Raw genomic sequence first — 13,506 nt, forward strand, 5'->3', positions numbered from 1 at the left:
CACCTAAAATTGTCGGTTATTCACATATTCTTGTAAAATAATTTATGGTTTGATACAATATCAGTATGAGCTGGACAAGGTTCAGCTCTGGTTCAATCAAGAGCATCTGCGAAATGACACCCCCTGAGATATCGGCTTACTTAGTTAAGAGGGAAGGATTAGTATATATGAAAAAAAGACGTGGGAAGTCTAAATTAATCGCGCTTGCCCTGGGCAATATTGCAATCGCTGCCGTCATATTATTTTTTTGTATCGGCTATGCACAAAATATACGGAGTGATAAAGCGGCGTCAGCGCGGAAATCCTTTACCGCAGCCGTAAAATCAACTTCCCAGTTATCCTATGGATATATGAGCAGTCTGCAGAATGAATGTGACAGTTGGGCGACCTATATGGAGAACCACGGATATTCGATGGAGGAAGCGGTCGAATATCTGAAAGAAGTTAATATAGACAGTGAGGTATCCGTACATATCTTATATTATGATACGCTGTCCGGCCTGTCCACACGTTCGGGAGATGACGGAAACAGTGTGGATTATTCTCAGGTCGCAGAAGCATTTACCTATATTCTGCCGAGAATGATCAATGGAAGCCGGGGAGAAGGAACGATTTATATTTCATCGGCATACACCAATCCGATGGATGGAGTCAAAAGCGTCGGCTTTTGCAGCCTGCTTACTCTTAAAGATGAAAACCGTGAAAATGTGAAAGTAATCCTCGTAAAAACACTCCCGGTTGAAGTGCTTCACTCCCAGTGGCTTTTTCCCGGCGCGTATCAGGAGGCGGAAATTTCTCTGATTGATATTAATGGACGTTATACGATTCAATCCGACTCTATGGGCGGGGATACTTTCTGGACATTTATTAAGGAGAACAACCCGTTATCATATGTCGACATAGGTGAATACCAGAGCGCGTTCCAGAAAAGGGATCAATACCTGGTGGAGTTAAAGGATCAGGCAGGTGAGGATTCCTATTATGTCAGCACCCAGATAGAGAATACGCCAAACTGCACGTTTGTAGCCTATATTCAGTCCGGTGCCCTGATCAATATGGGATTTGACTGGCATATGCTTCTATATGTAACAATCGGTTTTATCCTCCTGATTTTGTTGGACGGGGGTTATATTATGTCTATTAACCGGCAGCTCAGAAGAAGTATAGAGGAGACACAACAGGCGAACAAGGCAAAAACTAATTTTCTCTCGTCGATGTCCCACGATATCCGCACACCGATGAATGCCATTATCGGTATGACCACAATCGCTACAAAGCATATTGATGATCCGGGGCAGGTACTGGACTGTCTCGGCAAGATTGTATTGGCCAGCAATCATCTGCTTACATTGGTCAATGATGTATTAGATATTTCAAAAGTCGAATCGGGAAAGATGACGCTGCATCCGGTTGTGTTTTCGCTTTCTGAATCGGGCACAAACCTTGTAAATATCGTTAGGCCGCAAATCAGGGAGAAGGGATTGATATTCGACGTACATCTCCATAACCTGAAATATGAATATCTGTATGCGGATGAACTGCGTATGAATCAGATATTCATTAATCTTCTTACCAATGCGGTAAAATATACGAATCCAGGCGGAACGGTTGTCCTGGAGCTTGCAGAGGAGCCGTTCCCCGGGGACAACAGCAGGGTGATATTGACGTACATAGTCCGGGATTCGGGAATTGGGATGTCCAGGGATTTTATGAGGGATATGTATCAGGCATTTACCAGGGCTGTAGATACCCGTATTGACAAGATACAGGGGTCCGGCCTCGGCCTTGCAATCACCAAGCAGTTAATTGAGCTGATGGAGGGAACCATTGACTGCGAGAGTGAACCCGACAAAGGAACGAAATTTACAGTTACGCTGACGCTGCCGGTTGCGGAGAAGAATACAGAGAATTTAATGCTGCCGCCGCTTCAACTGTTACTTGTTGATGATGATAAGATATTCCTCAAAACCGCAGAAGAGACTCTGATTTCCATGGGAGGAACGGTCGATATAGCGGAAAATGGACAGAAAGCGGTAGAAATGGCGGTGGCCCGCCATGAAACCGGCAAAGATTATCCTGTTGTACTAATCGACTGGAAGATGCCGGATATGGACGGTATTGAGACCACAAGAGCACTCCGCAGTAAGCTTGGAGATGAAATCCCAATCATTATCATCAGCGCGTATGACTGTAATGAAATAGAGGAAGCGGCAAAAGCCGCGGGAGCCAATGGCTATATCAATAAACCTTTGTTCAGAACGGTGCTCTATGATAAGCTGAACGAATTTTTACATTTCTCTGAATCGGAAACCGGGAATACGGACGATGATTCTGACGGGCTGCAGGGACTGCATCTCCTGATTGCAGAGGACAATGACCTGAACTGGGAGATCATAGAAGAGATTCTGAAGTTCTATGGAATTGATGCAGTCAGAGCAAATAACGGGCAAATTTGCGTCGATCTTTTAAATAATGCAAAAGCAGGTACTTATGACGCCATTTTGATGGATATCCAGATGCCCGTCATGAATGGCCATGAAGCTTCCATAGCGATACGGTCTCATCCGGATCAAAGAAAACGGAATATTCCGATTATTGCCATGACGGCGGATGCGTTCGCCGAGGATATTGAGGCCTGTCTAGATTCAGGTATGAACGGTCATGTTGCCAAACCCATCAATATAAAGAAGCTTTTCAGAGAAATGAAGAATGCAGGACTTGGCAGCGAAAGGAGACGGGAAATCCGATGAAGATGAAGAGAAGAGTATCCATTTTTCTGGTGTCGGTGATGTCGGTCTTACTGCTTGCCGGGTGCGGCCGGAATTCACAAAAGAGCGGTGAAGATATACCTGTACTTTACCACGCATATTATTCTGAGCCGTATGTAACATTAGATCCAAGTACGGAGCAGTCTAATGGAGTCAAAATTCTTTACAATGTATACGAGACCCTGACACACTACAATGATCGGACCGGTGAAGTGGATCCGCTGCTTGCCACCGGCTGGACGTCAAATATTGACGGTACCGAGTGGGTATTCAAATTGAGAGAGGATGTTACATTTCATGACGGCCTGAAAATGAACGCCGAGGCGGTCAAACAGTCCATCAGCCGGACGATGGCTCTCGGTAAGGGGGCGTCCTATATTTGGGACAGTGTAGATTCAATTGAAGTAACCGGAGAATATGAAGTGACGTTTCATCTTCATTACAGTGCACCGATCCCGCTTATCGCATCAGCCTGCTATGCTGCTTACATTATGAGTCCGAATGTAATTGACAAACCGGCAGAGTGGTTTAACGATGGAAACGATGGAGGAAGCGGCCCATATACCATAGCGGCTGTTTCAGCAAGAGCAGTTACCATGGCTGCTTATAAAAACTATCGCGGCGGATGGAAGGACAATCAGTATGGGTATGTTTACATTCAGGAGGTTCCCGATTCCGGCACACGCCGTGAACTTCTTGAAAGCGGGGAGTCTCAGCTTGCTTCTGACTTCTCAACGGAAGATTTAAACAGATTGAGCATGGAAGAGGGATTTTCGGTTCTGTCTGCCAATACGTTTACAAATGTCATCCTGATGATGAATACAAAGAGCATGCCCTGCAGTAATAAAGAGTTCCGGAAAGCTCTGGCCTGCGCCTTTCCATATGAAGAAACCATTCACCATGTACTGGAAGGAAGGGGGGCGCAGTCCCACGGTATGATAACGGCAGGCCTTTGGGGACACAGTGAGGAGTTGATGCAGTACCGGTGTGATCTTGAAAAGGCGAAAGAATATCTCAAAAAATCGGGAGTCACAAACGCCACGGTAACGGTTTCTTATATGGGGAATAATACCGCGTACAGGAAGATGCTGCAGCTATTTAAGGATAACCTGGCACAGATTGGTGTGACGTTAAAACTCCTCAGCATGGATTGGGATGCCCAATTAGCCCTGGCCAAAAGCGCCGATCCGGAGGACTGCCAGGATATTATGCTGATGCAATGGTGGCCGGATTATGCCGATCCTGCCAGTTGGTTTTCAACATTATTAATGAATTCCGGGGATTCCACCGGATATAATTTCTGCTACCTGGAAGACGACGTATTTGGGCCTGAAAATAAAGAAGCCGTCAGACTGACGGTTACTGATAAAGCCGCGGCTGAAAAGCTGTATATTCAGATGCAGAACAAAATTCTGGACGAATGCTATATGATTTTTGCGTATGATATGATGCAGAATTATGTGGTCAGTGACACAATTCAGGGAGTTTATGAGAACCCGGCATATCAGACCTGTATTTCCTACTATAATGTACAAAGAATCAATTAGAGTTAAAGTATATACAAAACAGGGAGGATGGTCCTCCTGAAGAAAGAATATAGAACGGAGAGGCATTTTTTAAAAGTTGCAAAGAATATTTGCAACTTTTTTCTTTTTTTACACGTCTAATAAGAAATAAGTACGTACAAATGAGAGGAAAAAAATGGTTTTCAGCAGCTTGGAATTTATATTTCGGTTTCTTCCGCTATTTTTGATGATTTATTATGTTATCCCGGACCACTGGAAGAATTTCTGGCTTCTTGCGGGAAGTCTTGGCTTTTATTTTTATGGGGTCAGGGATACCCCTTTTTATTTTGTTCTTCTGGTTCTCTCGATTCTGGTCAATTACAGAATCGGGATTTTGATAGGACGGAGAAGGCTGGGCAGGCTGCGGAAGAGATGGCTCTTTTGCGGTATTATCTATAATCTCTCATGGCTGATTCTTTTCAAATACGCAGCATTCTTTATGCAAAACGGGAATCTGCTTCTGGAAAGAATGGGAGTTCCGCTGCATTTACCGGTTTTTGCCCCAATCCTTCCGCTGGGTATCAGTTTCTATACATTTCAGGCTCTTTCCTACCTGGTGGATGTGTATCGGAAAGAGGTCCCCTGCGAGCGGTCGGTGGTTGGTTTCGGCATGTATATCAGCATGTTTCCGCAGTTGATCGCCGGCCCTGTTGTGACCTACTCCTCGCTTCGGCCGCAGATTGGCGGCCGGAGGTTTACCCTGCGCGGCATTGAGGACGGCCTGCAGGAGTTCACCATCGGCCTGGGTTTTAAGGTGCTCCTGGCGAACCGGCTTGGCGGTCTATGGAACGAAGTTCAGACGATTGGCTATGACAGCATTTCCACACCCCTGGCCTGGCTCGGCCTTGCGTCCTTCAGCTTGCAGATTTATTTTGACTTTTATGGATACTCACTCATGGCGAAAGGGCTGGGGACGATGATGGGGTTTCATCTTCCGAAAAACTTCCGCCACCCATACATGTCCCTGTCCATGACGGAATTCTGGCGTAGATGGCATATAACGCTCGGCAGCTGTTTCCGGGAATACGTATACATTCCGCTGGGAGGCAGCCGGCTGGGAACCTTTTTGACCTTCCGCAACCTGCTGGCGGTCTGGTTTTTGACCGGATTCTGGCACGGGGCCGGCTGGAATTTTATAATATGGGGGCTTTTACTGTTTCTGATTATGGCGGTTGAACGCATTGGGCTTATCCGTGTACTGGAACGGCGGCGGTTAATCGGACATCTTTATATGATGCTTATGATTCCCTTGACCTGGCTTGTGTTTGCTGTTACCGGCATCGGACAAATCTTAACGTACTTCCAAAGGCTGTTCCCGTTTTTTAACCGTCAGAGTCTTTTTTATTACAGCGGGGATTATCTGAAATATGGAAAGCTTTATGCGGTCTCCATTGTGGCTGGGCTTATATTTATGACGGATATCCCGTTTCGTATTTATAAACATTATAAATATTCCCCGGTTACGGCGGCAGCGCTTCTGGCCGTTTTCTGGGGATGCGTCTATTGTATGCGTATCGGGCTGAATGATCCATTTTTGTATTTTCGATTTTAGACGGAGGCATGGGATGAGAAGATATTGGTACAGTATTTTATTGACAGGCAGTATGATTGTTATGGCGTCCGCAGATCTGTCACAGGACATGCCGAAAAATAATCCGATCCCCCGGGAGGCGGCGGAGCCCGCGGATAACCATATGGCGGGGGCAAAGCGCGCGGGAATGACGGAGTCTGTGACTTCGGCTGCGGAGTGGATGAAAAAAGAGGAGAGTACGGCGGTAATTCGCGGGACGAAAGAAACAGCCGGGATGAAAGAAACAGCCGGGATGGAAGAAACAGCCGGAACGGAAGAAGAGGCCGGGACGGGAACAATGGCCAGGACGGAAGAATCGGCTGGTACGGAAAAAACGGTTGAGACGGGGGGAGAGATGAAGGAAGACTTTTCAAATGTATTGTTTATTGGAGATTCACGGACCGTGGGACTTTCGGAATATGGTGATTTAGGACAGGCGGATGTATTCGCGACTTCCGGGATGACGGTTTTTGAGCTTTTTCGGGAGCGGGTTTCCGTGAAGGGGGAAGAAAAAAAGACGCTGGAGGAATTGCTCTCATTGAAACGCTACCGCACAATTTATCTCATGCTGGGGATCAATGAGCTGGGATATGAAGAGGAGAGTATTGTCGGACAATACCGTTCCGTTGTGGAGAAAATCCGCGCAGAGCAGCCCGCGGCGGTACTGGTGCTTGCGGCAAATTTACATGTGACCAGGGAAAAAGCCGCCAAAAGCAGGATTTATAACAACCTGAGAATTGACGGCCTGAATCAGTCCATTGAAAAAATAGCGGAGGATACCGGCTGCCGCTATATCGATGTCAACAGCATCTTTGATGATGAGAATGGAAATTTGTCTGCGGCGTACTCCACCGACGGCGCCCATATTTTGGGGAAATACTATTCTGTATGGGGGGAGTGGATCCGTAACGGCGGATAAATGAACGCGCTATACAATCCACCGCCGCAGGGTCTCCATGAGTATTCCGATATCAATCGGCTTTGCAATATGGTCATTCATTCCCGCACTGTGGGCCTTTCCGATATCGGATGCAAAAGCATTGGCCGTCAGGGCAAGGATGGGAATGGTATTGGAATCCTCCCGCTTCATGGCGCGGATCGTTTTTGTTGCTTGATATCCGTCCATCACAGGCATTTGAATATCCATCAGAATACCGGCATACTCTCCGGGGGAGGAGGTTTCGAATCGATTGACTGCGATCAAACCGTTTTCCGCCGTGTCGATCAGAAAACCGTGCGTTTCAAGCAGCTCAACCGCGATCTCACGGTTGAGTTCATTATCCTCCGCCAGCAGAAGTTTCTTGCCGTTTAAGGCGGCATAGGGACGCTCACGCAGCATTCCCCGGGTATCGGAACGGCCGGTTCTGCAAAATTGGTGGAAGGTATGTATCATTTTTGATTTAAACAGCGGTTTTGTGATGAAGGCATCCGCACCCGCCGACCGGAACTTATCCTCGATCTCAGAAAAGTCGTAGGCGGAAATGATGATAATAGGCGTATCCGTGCCAACCTTCTTTCGAATTCGCTTTAATGTCTCAAGACCGTCAATATCCGGCATGAGCCAGTCTAGAATCACGGCAAAGTAGTCGTCTGCCGCCTCATGAGCCTCGGCAACACGGTCGACGGCCTCCATGCCGGACAGCACCCAACTGCAATGCATTCCCAGTTCATTCAGAATCTCGGAGACACTTTCACATATTATCTGGTCATCATCCACGACCAAAACCGGCAGCCCGGCCAGTTCTTCGTTATTGTTATCCGCCTCTGCGCATAATTCAAAGGTGACGGCAACGATAAACTGGCTGCCTTTTCCCGGAATGCTTTTCACTTCGATGGTCCCGTTCATCATGCGGACGATGTTCTGCGTAATTGCCATACCGAGTCCGGTACCCTGGATATTATAAATTCTGGCGTCATCGGCCCGGGAGAAAGGTTCAAAAAGATGCGGGATGAAATCTTCCTGCATTCCGATCCCGGAGTCGGTTACTATGAAAGAGTATTGCCCCTTTCCCCTGGCAAAAGAGGGGGTTTCCTGAATGATCAGTCCGATGGTCCCGCCTTCGGGTGTATATTTGACGGCGTTGGAAAGCAGATTTACAAGTACCTGCTGCAGCCGTCCCCCGTCCGTCACCACCTTTTCATGGCGGACCCGGTTGGCATTTACCTGCAGCGTTTGATGCTTTTCTGCGACCAGGGGGCGGAATACATCCATTACATCTTCAATCAGGTCCGGAAGTGAGACGTCCTCAGAGGTCAAATCGATCTTCCCGCTTTCAATTTTAGACATATCCAGGACTTCGTTGATCAGATTCAGCAGATGGCGGCTGGCCGTGTTGATTTTCGCAAGGCAGTCCTGTATTTTCTCCGGGGAGTTTAAGTTTGACTGTGCGATGACAGACATGCCGATGATGGCATTCATGGGCGTGCGGATATCATGGGACATGGAGGAAAGGAAGTTGGTCTTGGCATCACTGGCAATCTGGGCTGTCTTGCAGGCATCCTCCAGCACCTGTCTCTGCTTCGCCTGCTCCATCCGTTCCCTGGTCACATCAAGCCCCACGCTGTAATAGGAGGGGACGCCGTCCCAGCTATCCCCGGCGCTTACAAAGCTGAACGACAGCGCCAGTATTTTGACGGTTCCATGATAAGTGACGACACGCCCTTCTGCCGCCGTGGGTTTGCCGCCCACCCTCGATTGATCCATGATACCGGTTATTTCCTCAATGTCGTCCGGATGCACATAGGTACACTGGGAGTGGAGCTCCTGTTCAAATTCCTCTTTTGTATAGCCGATGAGATCCAGAAAACCGCCGCCGTACCAGAGGATTGTTCTCATATCTCTGGCGTCCACGCGCGCAAATCCGCCATGGACGCTGTTAATCAGCGCATCCCGTTCCTGATCCTTCTTTGCAAGTTTGTACTCCGCACTGAACATATCGTGGGAGAGCTCAAGCCGTGCCCGGCGTCCCTTCCAGTTAATTTCCAGATTCCGGATCATAAATGTCCGTCCCAGGGTGGGATTATCGAATTCCCAGTTATAAAATTCTTCCTTACACAATTTGTCATTGGTGCAGAAGGGGCAGGGGGAGGTCCGCCCCTGGATCATCTCATAGCACTTTTGGCCCACCGCTTTCGACGCCGGTACGCCAAGCACCTCACAGGAGGTCTGATTCAGGTACAGAAGCTCATAGGTGTCGATATCGCTGACATAGGCATTGCCCTCATATGTATCCAGCATCGCCCGGAAGCAATGATGCTGCTGTCTGTTCAGCCGGGCCTGCTCTTCACGTTCGGCGGCCAGCGTTCCGGCATCGGTAAACTCCATACGGAGCGCCTGTTTGTCCGTTGCCGGGTCCCAGTTTATGGTTCCCAGTAGGCGCACCCAGGTAAAACCGTCCGCCTGCCGGGGCAGACGGATGGTCATATCAATATCAGAATCACCCCTTTGGACGGCCTGTGCCGCCGCATGGCGGAGCGCCGTAAAATCGTCGGGAAAGTGACCGTAGTAATCGCGCAGGCCTGGGAAGAGGCCGTAAAAGTCTTCCTCCGTATATCCTGTAAGTCTGAAAAACCCGGGGTTTCCCCATATAAGTGTCAAGGAGTCATCCATCAGGCAGCAAATAACGCCAATCTTTAATAAATCCATTCCAGCAGGACATTTTCTTTCTGTTATCTGCAGTGGGGCGGAATCGTTTCGTTTGTTTCTTTCACTGATATCCATCTTTTATCACCTGTCCTATGTAACCGATAATCTTTGTTCACATACATAAATATTGTCATAAGTATAACAAAAGGAAATAAAAATAGCAACAAAAACAGAGGACAGCGAAGATTAATAACCGTTATGCGAAACGTGGATTTATTTCAGGAAGAACTGTTCCGGCGGGACCGGTTTTCCGATTAGGAATCCCTGGATATAATCACAGCCGGTATCCTTGATAAACCGGTACTGTTCCTCGGTCTCAACCCCCTCGGCACAGCACCTGATTCCCAATTCATGGCACAGCTCCACGATATGTTTTACTAAAATCTCACATTTTTCGGCGGTTTTGTACCGTTGTACGATGCTCTTATCGATTTTAAGAAGATCGAAATCAGCCATCATTAAAAATTCGTAGGAAGAGTATTCCACGCCGAAGTCATCCAGGACAATGCCGAAGCCGTGGCCTTTCAGTTGTTCGAGGAGCAGGGCCATCTGCTTCTTATTCAGAGTTTCCTGGGTTTCCGTAATCTCAATCTCCAATTGTTCCGGCCTCAAATCATACCGTTTGAAGACGTCCAGAAATTTCTCTAAAAAACGGTGATCAAACAGGGTGATCCTGGAAAAATTGAGAGCCAGCCTGATGTCTGCGAACGGTGTATCTTTCCAGCCGGTCAGGAGTCTGCATACCTCTTCCAGAACGAAGAAATCAATATTTGATATCAGCCCTTCGCTTTCAAGCAGGGGGATGAAATGGCAGGGCGGCAAAATGGAGCCGTCCGTTTCCCTGTAGCGCACCAGTGCTTCAGCGCTGTCGATCCGTCCCGATTTCAGGTTAATCTTGGGCTGAAGATAGATGAGGTATTCTTTATTCAGGATTGCGCTTGTCAAATCCTGAAGCAGAGGCATTTTTTCGGTGGCGGACGTACCGGATTTTTTGTAATATTCCTGTTTCCTTAGATACATCAGCCGGTCTGCTTTATGTAACGATTCATTTAAGTCGGTATAGATGTCATTCCATGTGGTTCCGATTGCGATAATACAAATACCGTTTTCCGACAGGGATTCTTCCAGCCGGTTGATCTGTTCCATAAATGTTTCATAGCCCAGGCCCTCCGATACAATCAGAAATTCATCCCCGCTGAGCCGGAATTTCCGGGCATTGGGGAAATTTTTCTTCATCTGCCCGGACACCTGGGTGATAAGCATGTCGCCATACAGATGGCCCTTTGTGTCATTGAGCCGCTTGAGTCCGTTGATATCCATATAGATGACTCCTGTGGGAGCAGGCATGCGTTTTGAGAAGTCGTCGCAGTAATTCATAAAACTGTTCCGGTTTTCAAGTCCTGTCATGGCATCCTGATAAACCATAAGCTCCATGCTTTTTTTAAGCGAATTCTTAGCAAGTTCATTCTCCAGAAAATAGGAGAGGCCTCTCAGATAATGGAAGTTCTTTTTATTCTGCCTGGGATCGTCCACTCCCAGAAAATTGCAGACTTCTCCCTGTCCGGACAGCGGGATAGCCATAAGGCTGCTGATCCCCTGCTTCTTCAGGATGTCGTATTCCAGCCGGCGGTCTTTTCCAAGTTCCTCAATGTCGTCGATTTTGATATAGCCTCTGACTGCAAACTGTTCCATCCAGAAAGATATTGTTTCAAGCGGAAGGTTCTGCAGCAGCTCCTTCTGCGGGGGCACGCCCGGCGCACATATTTCATAGGTATTGTTTGCAGTATCATGTTTTACATCGACTTCAATGATATACACACGGTCGGACTGGTAATAATTTTGTACGATGCGCAGGACATATCCAATGACATCATCCTGATAGTCAGCCGAGGCCAGCCACTGAAGGCAGTCTGCCAGGCTCTTTTCAGTCATCATGGAGGGATTGATTTCCCCGGGAACGGTCATGGCCCCGGAATCTGCGTGAAAAGATAAAAGGTACGCGTCATTGCCAAGCCATTTCATGGAGGAGGCATGTAAATCAGCCTGCAGGCCGCATCCGGGGAGAGTAAGACATCCCGTCCCTCCATTTAAAAGAGGGCAGAATTCACAGATATTGTCTTTTCCAAAGAATGCTTTGTAACAGAATTCCCCCAACTGCACTTTGGGCATTAAGTCCTTGGTTTTTTGGCTCAGGTACAGTAATTCGAAGGAATCCTGACCGATGACGTAAATGCAGGACTCGTTTGAATCGAGAATCGTATGCAGTTGCAGCTCCATTTCGCTGTACAAGTCCATCGCCCTGCGCTTCTGCAGGAAAATGGTCATCATCTGGGCGATAAGAGACAGGATATCCACTTCCTCCTCCGTCCAGAGGCGCAAGCCTGTACATTCGTCAAAACCGATAAAACCCGCAAGCTCTTCCCCTTTCCAGAAAGCGCACTGCAGCGTGGAGCAGATTCCCTGTTCTTCCAGCAAATCCCGCTGTGCGGGGTGCAGTGCGGCAATATCCCGGCAGTAGAAAAGTGAATTATCCTCAAATAAGGTATGATAATCTCCAAATTGGCTGTAATTCAGATTCTGCAGCAGATCAATCTGCGGGGAGATGCCGCCGTTGCACCATTCGTAGGTGTTGGAAGTATATTTCCCGTCTTCGGTGGATTCAAATATATAGGCCCTGCTCACATCAAATCTTTTGCCGACTATTTCCAGAATCAGATTAATGGCCTGATCGGGATTTTCCATGCGGTAAAGGATTTTAAAAATATCAGTCAGAAAATCTCCCAGCCCCCGGGCCGTTCTCGATTCGGAATCAATTCGCGCGCCGATGGAAGAGACTCCCGTTTTCTCCTGATGATAAATCTGATTGCCGTCATACATAACGTAGTTATTTTTGCCGCTGGTTTTAGCAAGGTACAGGGCCTGATCGGCATGGTTGTACAGCGATTTAAAATCATGACCGTCTTCCGGGTATACGGCAACGCCGATACTGCAGGACAGCCTGACGGAGTATTTTTCATTTTCAAACAGGTGGCGGAAAATGTCCGCCAGACGTTCCGCCTTTTTTTCGGCCGCCTTTTTGGAAGGTATATTTTTCATGAAAACGGTAAATTCATCGCCACCGATCCGGCCCACAATGTCGGTTGAACGCATAAGGGATTTCATGGCGGCCGCCGCTTCGGTCAGGACCACGTCCCCTACCATATGGCCTTTTGTATCGTTAATCTGTTTGAAATTATCCATGTCGACCATAAACAGGGCGCAGTTGAGCTCCGGCTTGCCGGCAAGAAACTGCCTAATCCGCTTTTCTGTTTCCTTGCGGTTATATAAACCTGTCAGGGAATCCTGCTCCGCCTGGATACGCAGCCGGTCAATCGCCTGCATCTCATCGTCAATATTGAAAATAATTCCGATGGCGCTGGAGGGGGTTCCCGCATCGTCAAATTGTGTAAGGACCAGAAAACGGTACCAGCGGGCGGCACCGCTTTTTTCCGGAATACGGAATTCCGCCGTGGCGTATATTTTTCCCTGTGCGATCCCTGCCTGCAGGGACTGGAACACGGTCCGGTCCTCCGCGTAAATACACTCCGACAGGCGGTTTTTGAAACAGTTTTCCATATCCGCAGCAGTATACCCTAACAGTTGAACAAAACCGTCGTTCATCTCCTCAATGGAAAAATATTTATCAGTTCTGCATTTCAGTATTCCTACCTGGAGGGCATCCGCCATCATTTGGAATTTTAAGTTGGCCTGGTTCGTTATTTTGATCATTTTTTCCTTCCTAAAGGTCTGAAAAGACTTCTTTGCTCATATACATATTTATTTAGATTGCTATCAGTATAGCAAAGGAGATTGTAAATATCAACAAAAACAGAACCATGGAAAAAACGAAAAGCACGCTTCGCGAACTTGTCATTGCCACTCAATAAAGAACGGCGGCCTGTACGCGTAAGAGCGCAG

6 protein-coding genes are annotated in these 13,506 nt (G+C 47.7%); 4 read left to right on the plus strand and 2 right to left on the minus strand.

The genetic code is table 11. The features are described 5' to 3' along the window. The first annotated feature begins 167 nt into the window (after positions 1–167). The 4 genes from QZT18_RS11045 to QZT18_RS11060 all read left to right on the plus strand — a co-directional run bounded on the left by QZT18_RS11045 (position 168) and on the right by QZT18_RS11060 (position 6,822). The gene (locus QZT18_RS11045; RefSeq protein ID WP_294147824.1) at positions 168–2,750 is read left to right on the plus strand and encodes a response regulator; all 2,583 of its coding nucleotides are present in this window, start codon (positions 168–170) and stop codon (positions 2,748–2,750) included. Beyond that, positions 2,747–4,315: an ABC transporter substrate-binding protein gene (locus QZT18_RS11050; RefSeq protein WP_294147825.1), complete on the plus strand. Its 1,569-nt coding sequence runs from the start codon at positions 2,747–2,749 to the stop codon at positions 4,313–4,315. The genes QZT18_RS11045 and QZT18_RS11050 overlap by 4 nt, the downstream gene beginning before the upstream one ends. A gap of 154 nt (positions 4,316–4,469) precedes the next feature. Continuing rightward, positions 4,470–5,885 (plus strand): MBOAT family protein, encoded by a 1,416-nt coding sequence (locus QZT18_RS11055; RefSeq protein WP_294147827.1) that lies wholly within the window; start codon positions 4,470–4,472, stop codon positions 5,883–5,885. A 13-nt stretch (positions 5,886–5,898) separates the two neighbouring features. After that, complete coding sequence (locus tag QZT18_RS11060) at positions 5,899–6,822, plus strand: GDSL-type esterase/lipase family protein (protein ID WP_294147830.1); 924 nt, start codon at positions 5,899–5,901, stop codon at positions 6,820–6,822. A 9-nt stretch (positions 6,823–6,831) separates the two neighbouring features. Here the strand turns inward: QZT18_RS11060 and QZT18_RS11065 are convergent, their stop codons facing one another. Together QZT18_RS11065 and QZT18_RS11070 are read right to left on the minus strand one after the other, a co-directional pair. Continuing rightward, positions 6,832–9,624: a response regulator gene (locus tag QZT18_RS11065; RefSeq protein WP_294147834.1), complete on the minus strand. Its 2,793-nt coding sequence runs from the start codon at positions 9,622–9,624 to the stop codon at positions 6,832–6,834. A 138-nt stretch (positions 9,625–9,762) separates the two neighbouring features. After that, entirely contained in the window at positions 9,763–13,317 is a 3,555-nt protein-coding gene (locus QZT18_RS11070; protein WP_294147835.1) for an EAL domain-containing protein, read from the minus strand. Between the last annotated feature and the right edge of the window lie 189 nt (positions 13,318–13,506).

Source organism: uncultured Clostridium sp. (genome assembly GCF_900547735.1).
In the GTDB taxonomy this organism is placed as follows: Bacteria; Bacillota; Clostridia; order Lachnospirales; family Lachnospiraceae; genus Otoolea.

Coding starts and splice junctions, on each gene's coding strand:
- QZT18_RS11045 (WP_294147824.1), top strand. CDS start 168: ATGAAAAAAAGACGTGGGAAGTCTAAATTAATCGCGCTTGCCCTGGGC.
- QZT18_RS11050 (WP_294147825.1), top strand. CDS start 2,747: ATGAAGATGAAGAGAAGAGTATCCATTTTTCTGGTGTCGGTGATGTCG.
- QZT18_RS11055 (WP_294147827.1), top strand. CDS start 4,470: ATGGTTTTCAGCAGCTTGGAATTTATATTTCGGTTTCTTCCGCTATTT.
- QZT18_RS11060 (WP_294147830.1), top strand. CDS start 5,899: ATGAGAAGATATTGGTACAGTATTTTATTGACAGGCAGTATGATTGTT.
- QZT18_RS11065 (WP_294147834.1), bottom strand. CDS start 9,624: ATGGATATCAGTGAAAGAAACAAACGAAACGATTCCGCCCCACTGCAG.
- QZT18_RS11070 (WP_294147835.1), bottom strand. CDS start 13,317: ATGATCAAAATAACGAACCAGGCCAACTTAAAATTCCAAATGATGGCG.